The sequence below is a fragment of the Streptomyces sp. NPDC041124 genome (assembly GCF_055592385.1).
Genome location: NZ_JBVIYR010000002.1, coordinates 415,869 through 437,590 on the forward strand (window position 1 = coordinate 415,869; position 21,722 = coordinate 437,590).

The 21,722-nt window shown below is 72.9% G+C and carries 20 protein-coding genes; 8 read left to right on the forward strand and 12 right to left on the reverse strand.

What is annotated here, in order from left to right; translation table 11 throughout:
• Positions 1–19: 19 nt before the first annotated feature.
• A complete protein-coding gene (locus ACZ6A9_RS06305) occupies positions 20–994 on the reverse strand; it encodes a carbohydrate kinase family protein (RefSeq protein WP_468979386.1) in 975 nt (324 codons plus the stop codon).
• A gap of 129 nt (positions 995–1,123) precedes the next feature.
• Between ACZ6A9_RS06305 and ACZ6A9_RS06310 the strand changes: the two genes are divergently transcribed.
• Both ACZ6A9_RS06310 and ACZ6A9_RS06315 read left to right on the forward strand, forming a co-directional pair.
• Entirely contained in the window at positions 1,124–1,333 is a 210-nt protein-coding gene (locus ACZ6A9_RS06310) for a hypothetical protein (RefSeq protein WP_468979390.1), read from the forward strand.
• Between the two features lie 142 nt (positions 1,334–1,475).
• Positions 1,476–3,419, forward strand: a complete 1,944-nt coding sequence (locus ACZ6A9_RS06315; protein WP_468979393.1) for a hypothetical protein — start codon at positions 1,476–1,478, stop codon at positions 3,417–3,419.
• An 83-nt stretch (positions 3,420–3,502) separates the two neighbouring features.
• On the opposite strand, the gene erpA is transcribed toward ACZ6A9_RS06315, so the two are convergent.
• On the reverse strand, positions 3,503–3,859 hold the full coding sequence (erpA, locus tag ACZ6A9_RS06320) for an iron-sulfur cluster insertion protein ErpA (protein WP_030859125.1): 357 nt from the start codon (positions 3,857–3,859) through the stop codon (positions 3,503–3,505).
• Between the two features lie 282 nt (positions 3,860–4,141).
• Between erpA and nadA the strand changes: the two genes are divergently transcribed.
• A complete protein-coding gene (gene nadA, locus ACZ6A9_RS06325) occupies positions 4,142–5,326 on the forward strand; it encodes a quinolinate synthase NadA (protein WP_468979397.1) in 1,185 nt (394 codons plus the stop codon).
• An 83-nt stretch (positions 5,327–5,409) separates the two neighbouring features.
• Here the strand turns inward: nadA and ACZ6A9_RS06330 are convergent, their stop codons facing one another.
• The 5 genes from ACZ6A9_RS06330 to ACZ6A9_RS06350 all read right to left on the reverse strand — a co-directional run bounded on the left by ACZ6A9_RS06330 (position 5,410) and on the right by ACZ6A9_RS06350 (position 11,803).
• Complete coding sequence (locus ACZ6A9_RS06330) at positions 5,410–8,526, reverse strand: efflux RND transporter permease subunit (RefSeq protein WP_468979400.1); 3,117 nt, start codon at positions 8,524–8,526, stop codon at positions 5,410–5,412.
• 165 nt (positions 8,527–8,691) lie between these two features.
• Positions 8,692–9,375 (reverse strand): response regulator, encoded by a 684-nt coding sequence (locus tag ACZ6A9_RS06335; protein ID WP_468979403.1) that lies wholly within the window; start codon positions 9,373–9,375, stop codon positions 8,692–8,694.
• A gap of 44 nt (positions 9,376–9,419) precedes the next feature.
• Positions 9,420–10,643, reverse strand: a complete 1,224-nt coding sequence (locus ACZ6A9_RS06340) for a sensor histidine kinase (protein WP_468979406.1) — start codon at positions 10,641–10,643, stop codon at positions 9,420–9,422.
• 73 nt (positions 10,644–10,716) lie between these two features.
• Positions 10,717–10,998 (reverse strand): PspA-associated protein PspAA, encoded by a 282-nt coding sequence (pspAA, locus tag ACZ6A9_RS06345; protein ID WP_228968227.1) that lies wholly within the window; start codon positions 10,996–10,998, stop codon positions 10,717–10,719.
• A 19-nt stretch (positions 10,999–11,017) separates the two neighbouring features.
• On the reverse strand, positions 11,018–11,803 hold the full coding sequence (locus ACZ6A9_RS06350; RefSeq protein WP_468979410.1) for a PspA/IM30 family protein: 786 nt from the start codon (positions 11,801–11,803) through the stop codon (positions 11,018–11,020).
• Positions 11,804–12,108: 305 nt separating this feature from the next.
• Here ACZ6A9_RS06350 and ACZ6A9_RS06355 point away from each other — a divergent pair, with 305 nt between their 5' ends.
• On the forward strand, positions 12,109–12,708 hold the full coding sequence (locus tag ACZ6A9_RS06355; protein WP_468979413.1) for a DUF3043 domain-containing protein: 600 nt from the start codon (positions 12,109–12,111) through the stop codon (positions 12,706–12,708).
• A gap of 77 nt (positions 12,709–12,785) precedes the next feature.
• A complete protein-coding gene (locus tag ACZ6A9_RS06360; protein ID WP_468979415.1) occupies positions 12,786–13,454 on the forward strand; it encodes a methyltransferase domain-containing protein in 669 nt (222 codons plus the stop codon).
• Positions 13,455–13,598: 144 nt separating this feature from the next.
• Here ACZ6A9_RS06360 and ACZ6A9_RS06365 read toward each other — a convergent pair whose 3' ends face one another.
• Complete coding sequence (locus ACZ6A9_RS06365; protein WP_468979419.1) at positions 13,599–13,841, reverse strand: hypothetical protein; 243 nt, start codon at positions 13,839–13,841, stop codon at positions 13,599–13,601.
• Between the two features lie 125 nt (positions 13,842–13,966).
• Between ACZ6A9_RS06365 and ACZ6A9_RS06370 the strand changes: the two genes are divergently transcribed.
• Positions 13,967–15,166, forward strand: coding sequence for a bifunctional adenosylcobinamide kinase/adenosylcobinamide-phosphate guanylyltransferase (locus tag ACZ6A9_RS06370; protein ID WP_468979422.1), 1,200 nt, complete (start codon positions 13,967–13,969; stop codon positions 15,164–15,166).
• Between the two features lie 100 nt (positions 15,167–15,266).
• On the opposite strand, the gene ACZ6A9_RS06375 is transcribed toward ACZ6A9_RS06370, so the two are convergent.
• Positions 15,267–16,316 (reverse strand): class I SAM-dependent methyltransferase, encoded by a 1,050-nt coding sequence (locus ACZ6A9_RS06375; RefSeq protein ID WP_468979424.1) that lies wholly within the window; start codon positions 16,314–16,316, stop codon positions 15,267–15,269.
• 228 nt (positions 16,317–16,544) lie between these two features.
• On the opposite strand from ACZ6A9_RS06375, the gene cobT reads away from it, so the two are divergent.
• Entirely contained in the window at positions 16,545–17,591 is a 1,047-nt protein-coding gene (cobT, locus tag ACZ6A9_RS06380) for a nicotinate-nucleotide--dimethylbenzimidazole phosphoribosyltransferase (RefSeq protein ID WP_468979426.1), read from the forward strand.
• A gap of 77 nt (positions 17,592–17,668) precedes the next feature.
• Here cobT and ACZ6A9_RS06385 read toward each other — a convergent pair whose 3' ends face one another.
• The gene (locus tag ACZ6A9_RS06385) at positions 17,669–18,427 is read right to left on the reverse strand and encodes a hypothetical protein (protein ID WP_468979429.1); all 759 of its coding nucleotides are present in this window, start codon (positions 18,425–18,427) and stop codon (positions 17,669–17,671) included.
• A gap of 60 nt (positions 18,428–18,487) precedes the next feature.
• Here ACZ6A9_RS06385 and ACZ6A9_RS06390 point away from each other — a divergent pair, with 60 nt between their 5' ends.
• Positions 18,488–19,273 (forward strand): adenosylcobinamide-GDP ribazoletransferase, encoded by a 786-nt coding sequence (locus tag ACZ6A9_RS06390; protein ID WP_468979432.1) that lies wholly within the window; start codon positions 18,488–18,490, stop codon positions 19,271–19,273.
• A 117-nt stretch (positions 19,274–19,390) separates the two neighbouring features.
• Here the strand turns inward: ACZ6A9_RS06390 and ACZ6A9_RS06395 are convergent, their stop codons facing one another.
• Both ACZ6A9_RS06395 and ctaD read right to left on the reverse strand, forming a co-directional pair.
• A complete protein-coding gene (locus ACZ6A9_RS06395) occupies positions 19,391–19,732 on the reverse strand; it encodes a hypothetical protein (RefSeq protein WP_468980673.1) in 342 nt (113 codons plus the stop codon).
• 37 nt (positions 19,733–19,769) lie between these two features.
• Complete coding sequence (gene ctaD, locus ACZ6A9_RS06400; RefSeq protein WP_468979436.1) at positions 19,770–21,497, reverse strand: aa3-type cytochrome oxidase subunit I; 1,728 nt, start codon at positions 21,495–21,497, stop codon at positions 19,770–19,772.
• Positions 21,498–21,722: the final 225 nt, after the last annotated feature.

The following is a 21,722-nucleotide window of genomic DNA, read 5'->3' on the forward strand; positions in this document are numbered from 1 at the left end:
CCCCACGCCCCCGGGTGGCTCAGCCCAGGTGCTCCCGGACCTCCTCCGCCGCCTCGTCCCCGTACGCCTTCATGAACCGCTCCATGAAGTGCCCGCGCCGCAGCTCGTACTCCTGCGTGCCCACGGTCTCGATGACCAGCGTGGCGAGCATGCAGCCCACCTGCGCCGCCCGCTCCAGCGGCACGCCCCACGCGAGTCCCGACAGGAATCCCGCCCGGAACGCGTCGCCGACACCCGTCGGGTCGGCCTTGCGCTCCTCGTCCGGGCATCCGACCTCGATCATCTCCTCGCCGGCCCGCTCGATGCGGACACCGCGCGCGCCGAGGGTGGTGACCCGGTGCCCCACCCGGTCGAGGATCTCCGCGTCGCTCCAGCCGGTCTTCGTCTCGATGAGCCCCTTCTCGTACTCGTTGGAGAAGAGGTAGGTCGCCCCCTCCAGCAGTATCCGGATCTCCTCGCCGTTCATCCGGGCGATCTGCTGGGAGAAGTCCGCGGCGAACGGGATGCCCCGCGAGCGGCACTCCTCGGTGTGCCGGAGCATGCCCTCCGGGTCGTCGGCGCCGATGGAGACCAGGTCGAGGCCGCCCACACGGTCGGCGACGGTCTTCAGCTCGATCAGCCGGGCCTCGCTCATCGCGCCCGTGTAGAAGGAGCCGATCTGGTTGTGGTCCGCGTCCGTGGTGCACACGAAGCGGGCGGTGTGCAGGGTGTCGGAGATGCGGACGGACTCGGTGTCGACGCCGTGCCGGTCCAGCCAGGCCCGGTACTCGTCGAAGTCGAAGCCGGCCGCTCCGACCAGGATCGGCCGGGTGCCGAGCTGGCCCATTCCGAAGGCGATGTTCGCGGCGACGCCACCCCGGCGTACGTCGAGGTTGTCGACCAGGAAGGACAGCGAGACCGTGTGCAGCTGGTCCGCGACGAACTGGTCGGCGAAGCGGCCGGGGAAGGTCATGAGATGGTCGGTGGCGATGGAGCCGGTGACTGCGATGCGCACGGCGTCGATTCTCCTGGGGGAGGCGGGTTGACACTTCACGCTACCGGGTGGGAGCGACCCGCAGAAGCAGTCGAAACTACCCGATAGTAGGGCTTTCTTCGTGACCTTGGTCGTGCGTACGGTGCGAACATGACGAACACCAAGATCCACGCGTCCACCCCGGTCGACCTCGAGGGCGACCTGGCGTCGCTGCGCGGCGACTGTGCCCGGATGGTTCCCCACTGGGCGGTGCCGGACCGGGCCGCCGCACGGCCGGTGTCCCCGTCCCTGATCCACGGGGTGAGCGTGCCGCCCGCGTCCGCCCGGCTGCTGGACGCGATGTCCGAGTACGGCGACTGAGCCGACGCGGGGAACCGCGCGCTCCCCCGCTGCGTCCCATCGCCGTCCCCCGTACAGGGGATGCGGGATACGACCCCTCAGCAGTCCCGGTGCGACCGGGCAGGGTCCACTGGGACAGTTGCGCAGCCGAAGGAGCGATGCGGTGAACACCGAGCGACCCGACAACGACGACGCCGAGGCGCGCGCCACCGGCAGCACGGGCGACACCGGGGGCGCTACGGGCGGCGACGGGGCGGCGGACGCCACGGAGCGGCGGGACCACTCGGCCGACCCCGCCGGGCCGGCCGCTGGCGCCCCTGCCGGGGGGCCGGAAGTGACGCGGGGCGAACCGGAGGCGGGCCCGGACGAGCCGACCCTCGCCGCGGAAACGCGCGCCCCGGAGGACGAGCCGGAGCCCGACCGCCCTGCCGAACCCCTCGCCGCGGGGACGCACGCCTCCGAGAGCGGGCCGGACTCCGGCCCGGACAGGCCTCGCGCCGCGAAGAACGAAACCCCCGAGGACGAGCCCGGGCCCGACCGCCCTGCCGAACCCCTCGCCGCGAGGACTCATGCCGCCGAGAGCGAGCCCGGGGCCGACCAGGACGAGGCCGTCGTCGGGGAGCACCGAGGCGATGGCGGGCGCTCCGGGGACGGGCCCTCCGGCGGTCCGGCGCGACGGCGTTCGCCCGTGCTGATCGCCTCCGTCGCCGCCGCCGTGCTGCTCGTCGGGGGCGGCGGTGCCTACCTGGCCACCGGTGCCGTGGGCGGCTCCGGTGACTCCGGGGCCGGTACGACGCCCGGGGCGAACGGTGACCCCACTCCCCCGCCGCTCGCCCTCGACGGCCACTCCGAGGGCGCGGGGAACGGCATCGCGCCCGGCGAGCCCAACCCCTACGGCGCCACCTACCGCGCCGACGGCACGCTCCCCGGCGGTCCCGGTTCCGCGCCGGTGTACCGCGCCGGTCAGGAGGTCACCGAGGAGCGGGTGGTCGCGCTGGCGAAGGCCCTGGGGCTCGAAGGGAAGCCGGTCGCGGAGGCCGGGGGCTGGCGGATCGGCGGCCAGGACGGCTCCGGGCCGACCCTGCGGGTGGAGCGGGAGGCGCCCGGCTCGTGGACGTTCAGCGCGCACACCCCGCGCACCGACAACTGCAAGGGCGCCACCTGCAAGCCCCCGTCCTCCGCTGACGCCTCCCCGGTGAGCGAGGCCGTCGCCAGGAAGGCCGCCGCGCCGGTGCTGAAGGCGGTGGGGCAGGACGACGCGAAGCTCGACGCGAGCCAGGTCATGGACGGCAGGCGGGTGGTGAACGCCGACCCCGAGGTGGGCGGGCTGCCGACGTACGGCTGGACGACCGGTGTGGTCGTCGGCGCGCGGGGCGAGGTGGTCGGCGGCAACGGCCGGCTCGCGGAACCGGTGAAGGGGGACACCTACCCCACGGTGAGGGCCGGGAAGGCGCTGGAGCTGATGAACGCGGCGCCGGGCGAGAGCCCGCGCGCGGGCATCGGGGGCTGCGCCACGTCCGTACCGCTGGAGGAGGACCGGCAGCAGGAGCGGTGCGAGCCGGGGGCGAAGCCGGCCGGTGAGACCGTCGCCGTCGACGGCGCGGTGTTCGGACTGGCCGCGCACTCCGTGGAGGGGCGGCCCGCGCTGGTCCCGTCGTGGCTGTTCGAGGTGCGGCCGGAGGGCGCGCGCGAGGCGTTCACGGTGACGTATCCGGCGGTCGACCCGGAGTTCCTCGCCTCCCGGTCGCAGTCCGGTGAGGCCAGTCCGGCACCCACGGCACCCGGTGACGAGCCGACCTCGGCGCCGGCGGCCCGGGAGGTCGAGGTCGAGGGCTTCACCGCCGAGGGCGAGGAGCTGACCGTGGTCTTCACGGGCGGTGTGTGCGCCGACTACGAGGTGACGGCGCGCGCGGAGGGCGGCGAGGTGACGGTTCGGGTGACCGAGACGCCCTGGCGGGACAAGGTGTGCATCATGATCGCCAAGCGGTACCAGGAGACGGTGCGCCTGGAGGCGCCGCTCGGTGACCGCGCGGTGGTGGACGCCGACGGCGATCCGGTGCCGCTGCACAAGGACGGCGCCCGGCTGCCCGCGCCGCCCGCCCGGTGACCCACGGACGCGGAACGACGAAGGCGGCGGCCCGGTGAGGGGCCGCCGCCTTCGTCACGGGCTGCCGGAAGTGGAGAGCCGGCTCAGCTGAAGGAGTCGCCGCAGGCGCAGGAGCCGGTGGCGTTCGGGTTGTCGATCGTGAAGCCCTGCTTCTCGATGGTGTCGACGAAGTCGATGGTGGCGCCGCCCAGGTACGGGGCGCTCATGCGGTCGGTGACGACCTTCACACCGTCGAAGTCCTTCAGCACGTCGCCGTCGAGCGAACGCTCGTCGAAGAAGAGCTGGTAGCGCAGGCCGGAGCAGCCGCCGGGCTGGACGGCGACGCGCAGGGCGAGGTCGTCACGGCCTTCCTGGTCGAGCAGGGCCTTGACCTTGGACGCGGCGGCGTCGGTCAGGACGATGCCGTCGGTGACGGTGGTGGTCTCGTCCGATACGGACATCTACATCTCTCCCGGGTTGTACGGAGACTGCTTGCCGACGGTTGCAACCGGCGGGACCGCGGATTCATTCCGGGCCGGGCGTCTTTCCTCGCCTTCCTCCTCATGCTCGCACACGCGGTGCGGAGCGGAAACCGGCTGCCGCGGGGCCTCACGGGAATGGATCGGCGCCCGCCGGGATTCACGTCACACGGACGCTATGGCCGTCGTCAAAGTGACGTGAACCGGTTATGATAGATAGCGTCATTTCGACGAGAAGTCGCCAGAACAGAAAGGGTGCGTGTCGTGACCACCGCCCAGACCCAGGAGCTCGACGTACAGCCGACGCCCCTCGCCCTGCTGCTCCTCGGCCGTGAGGCCGACCCGAGGAGCGAGCGCGGTGTGGAGTGTCCCGGCGACCTTCCCTCGCCGTCCGACCCGGACCTGGTGGAGCGCGCCCGCGCCGCCAAGGAGAAGCTCGGGGACAAGGTCTTCGTGCTCGGCCACCACTACCAGCGCGACGAGGTCATCCAGTTCGCGGACGTCACGGGCGACTCCTTCAAGCTGGCCCGGGACGCCGCCGCACGGCCGCAGGCGGAGTACATCGTCTTCTGCGGTGTGCACTTCATGGCCGAGTCCGCTGACATCCTCACCGGGGACGAGCAGAAGGTGGTCCTGCCCGATCTGGCGGCCGGCTGCTCCATGGCCGACATGGCCACCGCCGAGCAGGTCGCCGAGTGCTGGGACGTGCTGACCGAGGCCGGTGTGGCCGAGCAGGTCGTCCCCGTCTCGTACATGAACTCCTCCGCCGACATCAAGGCCTTCACCGGCAAGCACGGCGGCACCATCTGCACCTCCTCCAACGCCAGGCGCGCCCTGGACTGGGCCTTCGAGCAGGGCGAGAAGGTGCTGTTCCTGCCCGACCAGCACCTGGGCCGCAACACCGCGGTGCGGGACATGGGCATGTCCCTGGAGGACTGCGTCGTCTACAACCCGCACAAGCCGAACGGCGGGCTGACCGCCGACGAGCTGCGCGGCGCGAAGATGATCCTGTGGCGCGGCCACTGCTCGGTGCACGGCCGCTTCAGCCTGGACTCGGTCGACGACGTGCGCGAGCGCATACCCGGCGTGAACGTTCTGGTGCACCCCGAGTGCCGGCACGAGGTCGTGGCCGCGGCGGACTACGTCGGCTCGACCGAGTACATCATCAAGACGCTGGAGGCGGCCCCGGCCGGCTCCAAGTGGGCCATCGGCACGGAGCTGAACCTCGTACGGCGCCTGGCGAACCGTTTCGCGCCGGAGGGCAAGGAGATCGTCTTCCTCGACAAGACGGTCTGCTTCTGCTCCACCATGAACCGCATCGACCTGCCGCACCTGGTGTGGGCGCTGGAGTCGCTGGCGGAGGGCAACCTGGTCAACCGCATCGAGGTGGACAAGGAGACGGAGGCGTTCGCGAAGCTGGCCCTGGAGCGGATGCTGGCCCTGCCGTAGCCGCCGGCAGCGCAGCCGCGCACGGAGCAGGCCCTGCCCGACACCGGATGTGCCGGGCAGGGCCTGCTCCGTCGTACGGGGGGTCAGACCTTCGCGGTCTCCGGATCGCCGGCCGCCGGCTGGGCCGGGACGCCGCCCTTCTTCGCCGCCTTCTTCTTCGCGCGCCGCTCCTTGCGCAGCTCCAGCATCACGTAGAGCGTCGGCACGAGGAGCAGGGTGAGCAGCGTCGACGTGATCAGACCGCCGATCACCACCACCGCCAGCGGCTGGGCGATGAAGCCGCCCTCGCCGGTGACGCCCAGCGCCATCGGCAGCAGGGCGAAGATGGTCGCCAGGGCCGTCATGAGGATCGGCCGCAGACGGTGGCGGCCGCCCTCCAGCACGGCCTCGACGACGCCGTAGCCCTGCGCGCGGTACTGGTTGATCAGGTCGATCAGCACGATCGCGTTGGTGACCACGATGCCGATCAGCATCAGCATGCCGATCATCGCCGGGACACCCATCGGGGTGCCGGTGACCAGCAGCAGGCCGAGCGCGCCGGTCGCGGCGAACGGGATGGACACCAGCAGGATCAGCGGCTGGGCGAGCGACCGGAAGGTGCCGACCAGCAGCAGGAACACGATCGCGATCGCGGCCAGCATCGCCAGGCCCAGGTTGGCGAAGGCCTCGTCCTGGTCCTCGGTGACGCCGCCGATCTCCGCCGTCGCGCCGTCGGGCAGCGTCAGCCCGTCGATCTTCGCCTGGAGGTCCACGCCCACGGCGCCCGTGTCCTCACCGACCGGCCGGGCCGTGACGGTGGCCGAGCGCTGGCCGTCGATCCGGGTCATGGAGACCGGGCCGTCCACCACCTCGACGGTGGCGACGTCGCTCAGCTTCACCGGACCCAGCGGCAGGTTCTTCAGCTGCTCCACCGTGGTGGCCGGCTGCGCCGAGCGGATGACGACGTCGCGCTCGGTGTCGTCGAGCACCGCCTTGGCGGCCGGGGTGCCGCGCACCGCCTGGGCGACGGCCGCACCGAGTGTCTGGTCGTCGAACCCGGCCGCCGCGGCCGCGGCGTTGGCCCTGACCGAGACGCGGGGCACGCTCTGCGCCAGGTCGCTGGTGACGTCCGTGACGCCGTCCAGGGAGGCCACCGCTTCGCGCACCTGCTCCGCCGCCTCGCGCAGCACCTTCGCGTCGGCGGCCTTGACGACCACGCTCAGGTCCTGGCTGCCGAAGCCGTCACCGGCCGCGACGGTGGTGGTGCCGATGCCGTCGAGGTCCCCGAGACCCTTCTCCAGGCGGTCCCGCACGTCCTCGGAGGACGCGTCGTCCTCCAGCATCACCTGGTACGTGGCCTGGTTGGTGTCCGTACCGCCGCCGAAGGCCGCCATGAAGCCGGACGAGCCGACCGTCACCTGGTGGTCCCTGACGCCCTCGGTGTCGCCGAGCAGCTTCTCGACCTTCCGCGCCTGGGCGTCGGTCGCGGCCAGGCTGCTGCCGGGCCTCAGCTCCTGCCGGACGGTGAGGACCTGCTGCTCGCCCGGGTCGAAGAAGTTGGTCTTCAGCAGCGGCGCCATGGCGAAGGTGCCGATCAGCACGACGACCGCGATGGCCAGGCTGGCGAGCCTGCGCCGGGTGGCGAAGCGCAGCACCGAGAGGTACATGCGCTGGAGGCGGCTCCTGGCCTCCTTCTCCTCGGCGAGCCGGCGCGCCTCCTCGGCGTCCTCGGGCGTGCCCTTCGGGGGACGCAGGAACCAGTACGACAGCACCGGGACGACCGTCAGCGACACCAGCAGCGACGCCAGCAGCGCGGCGGTGACGGTGAGGCTGAAGGAGCCGAACAGCTCACCCACCATGCCGCCGACCAGGCCGATCGGCAGGAAGACGGCGACGGTGGTGAGGGTCGCGGAGGTGACCGCGCCGGCCACCTCGCGCACCGCCTTCATGATCGCCTCGTGGCGCTCCTCGCCGTAGCCGAGGTGCCGCTTGATGTTCTCCAGGACGACGATGGAGTCGTCCACGACGCGGCCGATGGCGATGGTCAGGGCGCCCAGTGTCAGCATGTTCAGCGACAGGTCGCGCGTCCACAGCACGATCAGCGCGAGGACCACGGACAGCGGGATGGACACCGCGGTGACGAGGGTGGAGCGGACCGACGCCAGGAAGACGAGGATCACCACGACGGCGAAGAGCAGACCGAGCGCGCCCTCGGTGGTCAGGCCGTCGATGGCCTGGGACACCGCCGGGCCCTGGTCGCTGACGACGGTGAGGGTGGCGCCGTCGCCCAGGTCCTCACGCATCCCGGGGAGCTCGTCCTGGACGGCCTCGGAGATGGCCACCGCGCTGCCGTCGTGGTCCATGGTGGCCATCACGGCGAGGCTGGGCCTGCCGTTGGTGCGGGTGAGGGAGTCGGCCCTGGCCTCCTCCTGCGTCACCGTGGCGACGTCGGCGAGGCGGACCGGCTTGCCCTTGCCGGGCTGACCGGTGACCATCAGGTCCTCGATCTGCTGCAGCGAGGTGAAGCCGCCGCCCACCTGGACGGTGCGGTTGGCACCGCCCTCGTCGAAGGAGCCGGCCGGCACGGTCGCGCCGCCCGCCTGGAGGGCAGCCGCGAGCGACTGCGCGGTCAGGCCGGCCCTCGTCAGCTTCGCGGTGTCCGGGGTGACCGTGACCTGGAGGTCGCGCACGCCGTCCACCAGGACCTGGCCGACTCCGTCGATGCCCTCCAGGGTGGGCACCACGGTCCGCTCCAGCTCGTCGGCGAGCGCCTGCTGGTCCTTGTCGGACGTCACGGCGAGCACCACGGTCGGGATGTCGTCCGTGGAACCGGCGACGACCTGCGGGTCGACTCCGTCCGGGAGGAGGGCACCGGCCCGGTTGACGGCCTGCTGGACGTCGGCGACGAGCTGCTGGGTGTCGTTGCCGTAGTCGAAGGACGCCATGATGACGGCGTTGCCCTCGCTCGCCGTCGAGGTGACACCGGAGATGCCGTCGACGGCCTCCAGGTTGTCCTCGATGGGTTCGACGACCTGCTTCTCGACGACATCCGGGGACGCGCCCTGGTACGGCGCGATCACGGACACCATGGGCAGTTCGATGGTGGGCAGCAGCTGCTGCTTCAGCTGGGGTATCGCGATCGCCCCGAAGACGAGCGCGATGATCGACATCAGTCCGATCAGCGCCCGTTGCGCGAGGCTGAATCTGGACAGCCAGGACATGGGCAGGGTCTCTTTTCCGTGGAGCGGCAGAAGTCCGGAGAGCGGGCACGCGCGCGAGTGGGCGCCCGCTCTACACCCTGGGCCATGGGCGGGGGCCGATCCGTAGACCCGAGGTCCCATCCCTCATCGCGGCGCCTACTCCCGCCGCAGTACGCCCCCCGGGGCTCACTCCACCCTTGGACGGACCAGCCCCGACTCGTAGGCGGTGACCACCAGCTGGGCCCGGTCGCGCGCCCCCAGCTTGGCCATGGCCCGGTTGACGTGCGTCTTCACCGTCAGCGGGCTGACCTCGAGGCGTTCGGCGATCTCGTCGTTGGAGTGGCCGCCCGCCACCTGGACGAGCACCTCGCGCTCGCGTCCGGTGAGCGACCGGAGCTTCTCGGCGCGGTCCTCGTCGCCGTCGGGGCCGGCCGGACCCGCCTGGGCGAGGAACCGGGCGATCAGGCCCTTGGTGGCCACCGGGGACAGCAGCGCCTCCCCCTCGGCGGCGATCCGGATGGCGTTCAGCATCTCCTCGGGTTCGGAGCCCTTGCCGAGGAAGCCGGAGGCGCCGGCCCGCAGCGACTGCACCACGTAGTCGTCGACCTCGAAGGTCGTCAGTATCACCACCCGCACCCCGGCCAGTTCGGGATCCGCGCTGATCATGCGGGTGGCGGCGAGCCCGTCGGTGCCGGGCATCCGGATGTCCATGAGGACGACGTCGGCGCGCTGCTCCCGGGCCAGCCGGACCGCCTGAGCGCCGTCGGACGCCTCCCCCACCACCTCCATGTCCGGCTCGGAGTCGACGAGCACGCGGAAGGCGCTGCGCAGCAGGGTCTGGTCGTCGGCGAGCAGGACGCGGATCGTCATACGGGCTCCAGCGGCACGGTGGGCACGGGCGGCGGGCGGGACGGTCAGGGACCGCCGTCCCCGGCGGCGGACGGGCGGGTCTTGACCGGAAGGATCGCATGGACGCGGAAACCGCCGCCGTAGCGGGGACCGGTGGTGAGGGTGCCGCGCAGGGCGGTGACGCGCTCGCGCATGCCGAGCAGTCCGTGCCCGCCGCCCGGGCTCGGGTGCTGCTCCTCGTCGCTGCCGTCGTCGAGGACCGTGATCTCGATGTGGGGTCCCACGCGCACGACGCTGACCTCGGCCCGCGCCTCGGTGCCGGCGTGCTTCTGCACATTGGTCAGGGCCTCCTGGACGATCCGGTAGGCGGCCAGGTCGACGGCGGCGGGCAGTTCGGTGCCCTCGTCGGTGCGGGCGACCTCCACGCGCAGTCCGGCGCTGCGGAAGGTGCCCGCGAGTTCGTCGAGGCGGTCCAGGCCGGGGGCGGGCTCGGTGGGTGCCTCGGGGTCGCCGGACTGGCGCAGCAGACCGACGGTGGCGCGCAGCTCGCCCAGCGCGCAGCGGCTGGCCTCGCGCACATGGGCGAGGGCCTCCTTGGCCTGGTCGGGGCGCTTGTCCATGACGTGGGCGGCGACTCCGGCCTGGACGTTGACCAGGGCGATGTGGTGGGCGACGACGTCGTGCAGGTCGCGGGCGATGCGCAGGCGTTCCTCGGCGACCCGGCGGCGGGCCTCCTCCTCCCGGGTGCGTTCGGCGCGTTCGGCGCGCTCGCGGATCGCCTGGACGAAGGCGCGACGGCTGCGCACGGCGTCGCCCGCGGTGGCGCCGATGCCGGTCCACGCGAAGATCGCCAGGTTCTCCTGCGCGTACCAGGGCAGGGGGCCGACCGCCATCGCGGTGCCGGTGAGGACGGTCATGGTGAGCAGGCCGACGCGCCAGGTGGTGGGGCGGTCGGTGGCGGAGGCGACGGTGTAGAGGGCGACGACGGCGCACATGACGACGGGAGCGCGGGGATCGCCGGTGACGGACTCGGCGACGGAGACACCGCCGGCGAGCGCGAGCACGGTGCGGGGGGCGCGGCGGCGGAAGGCGAGCGCGGCGGCGCCGAGGGTCATGAGGAGCAGGCTGAGCGGGTCGGGGGTGCGCAGTTCCCAGTTGACGCCTTCGGGGTCGTGCGGGTCGACGAAGGAGCCGGCGACCATGCAGACGAGGACGCCGGCCGCCAGGGCCGCGTCCAGGGCGAAGGGGTGCGCCCCGGCTCGGCACCGGGCGCGTGTCAGGGTGCTCACGGCTGTCCACGGTAGCGGGGTGCCGCCGCCCGGGAACCGTGCGCCCGGGCGGCCCAGCGGTGCCGCGTGATCGTCAGGTGCCCGGGATGAGGCCGTCGTCGCTGAGCAGGTCCCTGACCTCCTCCAGGGTCGCGTCCGGGGAGGGCAGGATCAGGTCGGAGGGCTCCAGGGTGTCGTCCGGCAGGGGCTCGCCGAGTTCGTGGACCTTGGCCAGCAGGGCCTTCAGGGTCGCGCGGAAGCCGGGACCGTCGCCGTTCTCCATCTCGGCGAGCAGTTCCTCGTCCAGCGTGTTCAGCTCGGCGAGCCGGTTCTCCGCCAGCGTCACCTGGCCCTCCCCCATGATCCGTACGATCATGTCGCCTCCTCGGCGTGGGCTACTGCTTGTCGAAGCGCGGAGTGTCCTGCGGCTGCTGCTGGGGCTGCGTCTGGCCCTGGCTGCCCTCGATGGCCTGCCGGTCGCCGCTGCCGCCGCCGGCCAGCTCCGCCTTCATGCGCTGCAGTTCCAGCTCTACATCCGTACCACCGGAGAGCCGGTCCAGCTCGGCCTGGATGTCGTCCTTGTGCATGCCGGACTGGTCGTCGAGGGCGCCGGAGGCGAGCAGTTCGTCGATCGCGCCGGCCCTCGCCTGGAGCTGGGCGGTCTTGTCCTCGGCGCGCTGGATGGCCAGGCCGACGTCGCCCATCTCCTCGGAGATGCCGGAGAAGGCCTCGCCGATCCGGGTCTGGGCCTGGGCGGCGGTGTAGGTGGCCTTGATGGTCTCCTTCTTGGTGCGGAAGGCGTCCACCTTGGCCTGGAGGCGCTGGGCCGCGAGGGTGAGCTTCTCCTCCTCGCCCTGGAGCGTGGCGTGCTGGGTCTCCAGGTCGGTCACCTGCTGCTGGAGCGCGGCACGGCGGGAGAGCGCCTCGCGCGCCAGGTCCTCGCGGCCGAGCGCGAGCGCCTTGCGGCCCTGGTCCTCCAGCTTGCCGGACTGGGACTGGAGCTGGTTGAGCTGGAGCTCCAGCCGCTTGCGGGAGGTCGCCACGTCGGCGACGCCGCGGCGGACCTTCTGAAGCAGCTCGAGCTGCTTCTGGTACGAGTAATCGAGGGTCTCGCGCGGGTCCTCGGCCCGGTCAAGGGCCTTGTTCGCCTTCGCGCGGAAGATCATCCCCATACGCTTCATGACACCGCTCATGGGCTTCGCGCGCCCCCTTCTGACGTCCAGCTCCAGCGTCTGCAACAGAACCCACAGTACGGGCCCTGCCTCCATTACCGCACTGTTCGGGGACGGATGCGCTCATCCCCAAGGACGACTGCGTACCCTCCCGATCCGGCGTAGGGAGTAGGTGGTTCCCGGGGTCGGCCGGACGGGCACGTCCCGAAGAGCCGCCTTACGTCCCCTCCTGTCCTTTTGGAGACGTCCGGTGTTGCCGGATCGTTCCCCGCGGGGCTGGGGTCCAACCCCGGGACCCCGTACCCTTGGGTTTTGTGTTCCGTAGCCGTGCCAAGGAAGAGAAGGCATCGGTCGCCGACAAGGCGACGTTGACCGACTCCAAGCAGACCCGTCACCCGGAGGCCCCGAAGGGCCGCCCCACACCCAAGCGCAGCGCGGCCCAGTCGCAGCGCCGCAGCGTGGCCAACACGTCGATGACGCGCAAGGAGGCCGCCAAGCGGCAGCGTGAGGAGCGCCGTGTCGCGCTGGAGCGTCAGCGCCAGGCGCTGGCCAGCGGCGACGAGCGCTATCTGCCCGTGCGCGACAAGGGGCCGGTGCGCCGGTTCGCCCGCGACTACGTGGACTCGCGGTTCAACATCGCGGAGTACTTCCTGCCGATGGCCGTGATCATCCTCGTGATGAGCGTGATCCAGGTGCCCCAGCTGCAGAACGCGGCGCTGCTGCTGTGGCTGGTGGTCATCGTGATGATCGTGCTCGACTCGATCGTGACCGGGTTCCGGCTGAAGAAGACCCTCGCCGGGCGCTTCCCCGACGAGAGCAGGCGCGGCGCGGTGGCCTACGCCCTGATGCGCACGCTCCAGATGCGCCGGCTGCGGCTGCCCAAGCCCCAGGTCAAGCGCGGGGAGCGGCCCTGAGCACCACGCCGTTCGCCGACGCACCCGGCCGGTTGAGCGGGCCCGGCGGTCTGCGGGACGTCGTGCGGCAGGAGTTGGTGGCCCGCCAGCTGGAGGAGCAGATAGTCGGGCGCTTCCCGGTCGGGCGGCGGCTGAGGGTGCTCGACGTGGGCATGGGCCGGGGTGCGCAGGCGCTCCGGCTGGCCCGGGCCGGTCACCACGTGACCGGGGTGGAGCACGACGCGGCGATGATCTCCGCCGCGCGGGAGGCGCTCGCGGGGCAGCCCGAGGGCATCCGGGAGCGGATGCGGATCGTCGAGGGGCGGGCCGGGGACACCGGTGTGCACTTCCTGCCGGGCAGCTTCGACGTGGTGCTGTGTCATGGCGTCCTCATGTACGTGGAGGAGCCGGACGCGCTGCTGGCGGGGGTGGCGCGGATGCTGGCACCCGGGGGGCTGCTGTCGCTGCTGGTCCGCAACGGCGACGCGCCGGCGATGCGGGCGGGGCTGTCGGGTGACTGGGCCGGGGCGCTGGCCGGCTTCCGTACGACGTCGTACGGGCTGACGAGGCTGACGTCGACGCTCGCGGGGATCGGGGCGCCGTTGCACACGTGGTACGGCGTGCGGGTCTTCACGGACACGGTGGCGGACGACGCGTGCCCGCCGGCCGACCTGGACGCGCTGCTCGCGGTCGAGGACCGGGCCGGGCGTACGGACCCCTATCGCGGGGTCGCCTCTCTGCTGCACCTGTGCGGCGTCCGGGGCTGAGGGCTGCCGCCAGGTTTCCCTCGCTCCCGCCGCCCCTTCCCGTCCCGTCCTGGGGCTGCGCCCCGGACCCCCTCGCGCAGTTCCCCGCGCCCCTTGAGGGGCGCGGGGGCAAGGACCTTTCGGGGCCACGCGCCACCGGGAGGCTTACGCCTCGTCCGGCTCCGCTTCCGCTGCCGGTTCCGTTTCCGCGTGGAGGCTCATCGGACCGTAGATCTCCGTGGTGTCCTCCAGCAGCCGCACCTGGTCGGCGCCACCCTCGGCGAGGGCCTTCCAGTTCTCCCCGATCCAGGACTCGGCGTCCCCCTGTGTGGGGAACTCCTCCGGCGGCACCGCGGGCTCGACCTGTGTCCCGTCGGCCTTCTCGAACCGCCACGTCCATGCCGCCATGTACGCCTCCCATGGGTGTGAGCACGCTGAGCACTGTCACGACAGGAGCCGGATCCTGGTCCGGCTCCTGCCCGGAAGCCTAGTCGGACGGGCAGCGGTCGTGGGGACGGGAGAAAATCGGGTCCGTGGAACTGACTCTGCTCGGCACCGGTGCCCCCGCGGGACTGCCCCGCCCCGACTGTCCCTGCGCCGCGTGCGCCTCCGCCCTCGGCACGGACGCGCGGGCGGCCACCTCGCTGCTCGTGGACGGGGCGCTGCTGCTCGACCTCACGCCGGGCGCGGCGTTCGCGGCCGCCCGCGCGGGCCGTTCGCTGAGCGGTGTGCGCCAGGTGCTGCTGTCGCATCCGCACGACGGCCCCGCCGTGGAGGTGCCGGCCGGGCTGCCGCAACCCGGCCGGGTCCCGGACGGGCGGGAGTTGGCGCTGCTGACCGGCCATCGGGTCCGGGCGGTGGCGCTGGACGCGCCCGGCACCGGGTACGCGGTGACCGGCCCGGACGGGCGGCGGCTGCTGTACCTGCCGCCGGGCGGGGCGCCTGCCGGGCTCGAGGAGCCGGCGGAGTCGTACGCGATGGTGCTGCTGGACGTGGTGGGGCGCCCGGACGCGCTGGCCCGGCTGCGGGAGGTCGGCGCGGTCGGCCCCACCACGGACGTGGTCGCGGTCCATCTGGACCACGACGTGCCGCCGGGGCGCGAGGTGCGGCGCCGGCTCGCGGCGGCCGGGGCCCGCGCGGTACCGGACGGGAGCACGCTGGAGGTCGGCGCGTACGAGGACGTGCCCGACGTGCCGCGCCGGACGCTGGTGCTGGGCGGGGCGCGGTCGGGCAAGTCGGTGGAGGCCGAACGGCGGCTGGAGTCGTTCCCCGAGGTGCTGTACGTGGCGACCGGCGGGTCGCGGGGCGGGGACACCGAGTGGGCGGTGCGGGTGTCGGCGCACCAGGAGCGGCGGCCGGGGTCCTGGCGCACCCTGGAGACCTGCGACCTGGTGCCGCTGCTGAAGGACGACGGGCCTCCGCTGCTGGTGGACTGTCTGTCGCTGTGGCTGACGGACGCGATGGACGCCGTCGGCGCGTGGGACGACGCCGAGTGGGCGGACGGCGGGGAGCGGGCGCTGCGGGAGCGGGTGCGGGCGCTGACGGAGGCGGTGCGCGGGACCCGGCGGACGGTGGTCGCCGTGTCCAACGAGGTGGGCTCGGGCATCGTGCCCGCGACCCCGTCCGGCCGCCGCTACCGCGACGAGCTGGGGCGTCTGAACGCGGCGTTCGCGCAGGAGTGCGAGCAGGTGCTGCTGGTGGTGGCGGGGCAGGCGATCGCCCTGCGCGGCTGACCCCTCCCCGGATCCCCGGCCCCGGCCATGGTCGCGGCCCCGGCCCCGGCCATGATCGCGGCCCCGGCCATGGTCGCGGCTCAGGGTTTCGGTTTCCGGCTCAGGGTTTCGGTTTCCGGGCGATGACGCGGTAGGCGTTGGCGAACGGGGTGTGGCGCAGCAGGGGGGCGAGGGCCAGGTCGGCCGCCGCGGCGGCGACCACCAGGGGGGTGCCCGCGCGGAGCAGCGCGCTGCGCAGCCGTCGCTCGAACGGGGACGACGGGACGGCGCGCCAGGGGGTGTCCGGGGCGGGCAGCGCGTGGGAGAGGGCGAGGGCGGCCAGCCCCGCCAGGTCGTGCGGGACGTGCGCGGCGCGGTGCCCGACGGTGACGAGGGTGCAGCCGCGCTCCTCGAGCGCCGCGCACAGGTTGCGCCGGGGCATCAGGTGCGGCCGGCGGGGCTGGTCGTAGGGCAGCCACCAGCGGCCGAACAGGGCGGCGAACGCGCAGCGCGGGTCGAGGGTCTCGATGAGGAGGTGACCGCCGGGGCGCAGCGCGTCGAGTGCGGCGTCCAGCTCCGCGCGGGGATCGGTGGTCCGCTCCAGGTGGTGCAGCATGCTGACGACGTCGTACCGGCCGGCCAGCCGGGCCCGGACCGCGGGGTCGGTCAGCGATCCGACGTGGGCCTCCTCGACGCGGCCGAGCGCCCGGGCCCGCTCCACGCGCGCGGTGAGGTCGGTGCCGTCGAAGGCGGTGTACGGGAAGTACTCCCGCGCGCTCCGCGGGAAGCTCGCGAGGCCGGTGCCGACGTCCAGCCAGCTCTCCGGTTCGCCGAAGGGGAGCATCGCGCGGGCGGCGGCGCGGCGGCGGTGCCGTGCGGCGTGCAGGGCGAGGACGCGTTCGGTGGCGGGGTCGCGGGGGGCGCCGCGCACGGCCCGCCGGTAGAAGGCGAGGCCCTCGGCGGTGAGGCGGGGGTTCTGGAAGGTGTGGCCGCAGTCCCGGCACGCGTCGACGGTGAACAGGCCGGGCCGGTGCCGACGCAGGTCGCCGGTTCTCAGCCGGTTGCGCAGCCGCACGGAGCCGCACCAGGGGCAGTCCCCGCGGCGCGGCTCGTGCACCCGCGCGGAGCCTTGCGGAGCGGGGATCGCGGCGTCTGGGGTGGGCGCGGACATGGGCGGCTCCCTGCGTGCGGGCGTACGGCGCGGAGGTGGGGGACGTACAGGACGGTCGGGACGGACAGGGCGGGAAGATCCTTGTCCGGCAATCCATGGCAAAACGTTACGGACGGGGAGGCCCTCCGGGGTGGAACGGCGCCGGGGCGGCGTGGTTCCGGCGCGGTCGCGCGCGCGGGGCCGGTCGGCGCGGCGTGGTGTTCGATCAGGGCCGGTACTGTTCGGCGAATGAGCTCGCTTAATCTCGACGACTTCACCGATCTGATCGAGCGTCCGGACGGCGGGGTGCGCCGTGACGCGGAGGCACGCCGGGAGCGCCAGGTCGTGCCGCCCGGATCGCTGGGCCGGTTCGACGACCTCGGTGAGTGGCTGGCGGCTGCGCAGTCCGCGGTCCCGGTGCGGCCGGTCGAACGTCCGCGGGTGGTGCTGTTCGCCGGCGACCACGGCGTCGCCGGGCTGGACGTGTCGGCGCGGGCCGCGGGCAGCGCGGTGGAGCTGGTGCGGGAGGTCCTGGACGGCGGCCGTCCGGTGTCCGTGCTGGCGCGGCGGCTGGGGGTGCCGGTTCGGGTGGTCGACATGGCCCTGGACTGCGACCCCGGGGAGCTGCCGGAGGACGTCGTGCGGCACCGGGTGCGGCGGGGCAGCGGGCGGATCGACGTCGAGGACGCGCTGACCCAGGAGGAGGCCGAGGCGGCGTTCCGCGCGGGGATGGCCGTGGCCGACGAGGAGGCCGACTCCGGTACGGACGTGGTGGTGCTCGGCGACGTGAGCGTGGGCGGCACCACGGCGGCGGGCGTGCTGGTGGCCGCGCTGTGCGGGACGGACGCGTCGGTGGTGACCGGGCGCGGCGGGCTGGCGATCGACGACCTGGCGTGGATGCGCAAGTGCGCGGCGATCCGTGACGCGCTGCGGCGGGCCCGGCCGGTACTGGGCGATCAGTTGCGGCTGCTGGCGACGGTGGGCGGGGCCGACCTGACCGCGATGACGGGGTTCCTGTTGCAGTCGGCGGTGCGCAAGACGCCGGTCGTGCTGGACGGTGTGGTGACGGCGGCGTGTGCGCTGGTGGCGCAGCGGGTGGCGTTCCGGGCGCCGGACTGGTGGCTGGCGTCGCACGCGAGCGGGGAGCCGGGGCAGGCGAAGGCGCTGGACCGGATGGCACTGGAACCGCTGCTCTCGCACGGCGTGCGGGTCGGGGAGGGCACGGGCGCCCTGCTGGCCCTCCCCCTGGTGCAGGCGGCGGCGGCACTGTCGGCGGAGCTGCCGGAACGCGAGTGACCGCGGCGGGCGGTCGTTCACCCGGTTCCCCGCGCCCTCCGGGGCGGCGGGGCGGCGGGGCGGCGGGGCGAGGAACGCTACCCGCGCTCCAGCGGACGGGGCGGATCCGGCCGGCCGCCGAGCCAGTCCTCGACGGCCCGCCGCGGTCCCGACCAGCGGCGGTCGTGCCGGTACGCCCGCAGCATCGCCTTCGCCCGGGCCCGGTGCCGCCGCCCGTAGAACCGCCGCGCCCACAAGGACCCCGGCCGGGCCAGCCGCAGCGCCCCGACGAGCGCCACGACCGGGACGATCGCGCCGAACACCGCGAGCCGCGCCTTCCCCTTGAGCAGCGCGACCAGCGCGAAGAGGAGGTTCACCCCGACGGTCGCGGCCGCACCCGCGCGGTTCTGGAGCTCGTCCTCCGAGAGGTCGTTGACGCCGAACGGGCTGAACCCCGCCAGCAGCAGCCCCACCAGCGCGGCGGTGAGGACGACCATCTCCACGCTCTTGCGCCCCGCCTCGGTCCAGTACACGTCGGCGAGGTGCAGGATCAGCGCGAACTCGTCCAGCACCAGCCCCGCGCCGATCCCGAAGATCACCGCGCTGAGCGCCGCGCCGAAGCCCTGCCCCCCGCTCGCCACCGCGCCGAACCCGCCGATCACGGCGAGGACGACCCCCGGCACCACGTGGTGGATGTGCACCGCTCCCGCCGTGACGTTCCCGAAGGGCCCCTTGCCGGCCCGGATCAGCCGCGTGATGGCCCGGGTGACCAGGAAGGTGAGGACGAAGGCGGCCAGCGCGAGAAGCAGCGGGAGCTTGCCCGGCTCGATGATGTTCCGCTCCAGCCATGATCCCATATGCGCACTTTATCCAGGGGTGCCGCGGGCGCTCCGGTGACCGGCGGGTAATCTGCGCCGGTGCCCGCTCCCGCCTCCCGCGCCGACGGCCTCCGCTTCGCCTTCGGCACTCTCACCGTGCTCCCGGTCCCGCTGACCCGCTGGGACCGGCCGGCCGCCCGCGCCGGCATGCTGTGCGCCCCCGTGGTCGGCCTGGTGGCCGGCGCCCTGGCCGCCGGAACAGGACTCCTGCTGCTCCTCCTCGGCGCGGGCCCCCCGCTCGCCGCCGTGGCGAGCGTGGCCGTACCGGCCGTCCTGACCCGGGGGCTGCACCTCGACGGGCTCGCCGACACCGCGGACGGGCTCGGCAGCGGCAAGCCCGCCGAGGACGCCCTGCGGATCATGAAGCAGTCGGACATCGGCCCGTTCGGTGTCCTGACGCTGGTGTTCGTCCTGCTGACGCAGGTGGCCGCGTTGGCCCAGGCGTACGGCCACGACGGGGCGCGGGGCGCCTTCGCCGCCGTCGTGTCGGCGGCCGTGGCGCGGCTTGCGCTCACTCTGGCCGCCCGGGGCGGTGTACCGCCCGCCCGGCCCGAAGGGCTGGGCGCGGCGGTCGCGGGAGTGGTCCCGCTGCCGGGCGCGGTGGGTGCCGCGCTCGTGGTCACCGGGCTCGCGGCGGCCGGGGGCGCGTTCCTCGGGGCCTTTGACGTCCTGCGTGCCGTGCTCGCGGTGCTGCTGGCCGTCGCCGTGGCCGAACTCCTCCTGCGCCACTGTGTCCGCCGCTTCGGCGGGGTCACCGGCGATGTGTTCGGCGGGGTCGCCGAGACGGCGGCGACGACCGCGCTCGTCGTGTTCTCACTGGGCTGAGGCCGGCCTCTCACCGGGCTGAGGCCGATGTGCCACTGGGCCCGAGAGCGGCCTCTCACCGGGCTGGGACCGGCCGGGCCACCGGGCGGGGCGCCGCCCGGTGTGTCCGCCGTGGCGTCACCGCCGGGTGAGGAGCGCGGTGATCGCCGTGCCGGCGCCGCCCGCCACCGCCGCGGCCGTCAGGGCGACGCAGCGCGCCCGGAGCTGCCGGTAGCGGCTCTCGTACTCGACGCGCAGTTCGGCCGCCCGGTCGCGGATCCGTACCAGCATGGCCCGGGAGGCGGCGATCCGGTCGGCCCGGTACACGCGCTCCACCTCTTCGCGCTGAGCGGTCGTCAGCCACGGGAGCTGCGCCGCGAACCGGTCGGCCCGGCGTCGTGCCTCCTCGACCTCGGCGGCCCACAGGAGGTGTCCCTCGAGCTGGTTGAGACCGTGGGCGCTGTCCTGACGGGGGTTCACGTCCTCCTCCGTGTTCCCGGCGTTCCCGGCCGCGCGCTCACCGCTGCTTGTCACCGGGGGCGATGGTGACGGACTCCTGGGGGTGGTTCTCGAGATCGTCCATGGCGGCGATGTCCGGGTGGTGCAGGTCGAACGCCGGGGATTCGCTGCGGATCCTGGGCAGCGTGGTGAAGTTGTGGCGCGGCGGCGGGCAGGAGGTCGCCCACTCCAGGGAGCGGCCGTAGCCCCACGGGTCGTCGACGCCGACCGGCTTGCCGTACTTGGCCGTCTTCCAGATGTTGTAGAAGAACGGCAGCAGCGACATGCCGAGCAGGAAGGTGGAGATCGTGGACACCGTGTTGAGCGCGGTGAAGCCGTCGGCCGCCAGGTAGTCCGGGTACCGGCGCGGCATGCCCTCGGCACCCAGCCAGTGCTGGACGAGGAAGGTGCCGTGGAAGCCGACGAACAGCGTCCAGAAGGTGATCTTGCCCAGGCGCTCGTCGAGCATCTTGCCGGTGAACTTCGGCCACCAGAAGTGGAATCCGGCGAACATCGCGAACACCACGGTGCCGAACACCACGTAGTGGAAGTGCGCGACGACGAAGTACGAGTCCGTGACGTGGAAGTCCAGCGGAGGCGACGCCAGGACCACACCGGTCAGACCACCGAAGAGGAAGGTCACCAGGAAGCCGATGGACCACAGCATCGGTGTCTCGAACGAGAGACTGCCCTTCCACATGGTGCCGGTCCAGTTGAAGAACTTCACACCGGTGGGAATGGCGATCAGGAAGGTCATGAAGGAGAAGAACGGCAGCAGCACACCGCCCGTGGCGTACATGTGGTGCGCCCACACCGTGACCGACAGACCGGCGATCGCGATGGTGGCGGCGATCAGGCCCATGTAGCCGAAGATCGGCTTGCGGGAGAAGACCGGGATGATCTCGGAGACGATGCCGAAGAACGGCAGCGCGATGATGTACACCTCGGGGTGGCCGAAGAACCAGAACATGTGCTGCCACAGCAGTGGTCCGCCGTTGGCCGCGTCGTAGATGTGGGCCCCGAACTTGCGGTCCGCCGCCAGCGCGAGGAGCGCGGCGGCGAGCACCGGGAAGGCGAGCAGGACCAGCACGCCGGTCAGCAGCACGTTCCAGGTGAAGATCGGCATGCGGAACATCGTCATGCCCGGAGCGCGCATGCAGACGATCGTGGTGATGAAGTTGACCGAGCCGAGGATCGTGCCGAAGCCGGACAGTGCCAGACCCATGATCCACAGGTCGCCGCCCAGGCCCGGCGAGCGGACCGAGTCCGACAGCGGGGTGTAGGCGAACCAGCCGAAGCTCGCCGCCCCCTCCGGGGTGAGGAAGCCGCTCACGGCGATCAGCGAGCCGAACAGGAAGAGCCAGTAGGAGAACATGTTCAGCCGGGGGAACGCCACGTCGGGCGCCCCGATCTGCAGCGGCATGATCCAGTTCGCGAAGCCGACGAACAGGGGCGTCGCGAACATCAGCAGCATGATCGTGCCGTGCATCGTGAACGCCTGGTTGTACTGCTCGTTCGAGATGATCTGCAGTCCCGGCCGGGCCAGCTCGGCGCGCATCACCAGCGCCAGGATGCCGCCGAACACGAAGAACGCGAAGGAGGTGCAGAGGTAGAGCGTGCCGATCGTCTTGTGGTCGGTGGTCGTCATCCACTTGATCACGACGTTGCCCGGCCGTCTGCGCCGGACCGGCAGCTCGTCCTCGTACGTCTCCTCGTCGAGCGAGACCGCTGTGCTCTTGTCCGCCACTGTGCCAGTCCTCCTACGGCTTCGGGGACAGTCCCCAGGGCAGCATGGCCGCAGGACCGGCGACCGCGCCCGAAGACGTACGCCGTGGCGTGCTTTCCACTCGGCATTCGGGTGACGTCGGCCCCGCTTCGCACGTCCGTGCGGTCGCGGTGGCGGATTGCGCGCCCACCGCACCGGTCCGGTCACCGGGTGGAAACGATCTCCCCGTATCCCTGGGAGCGGACC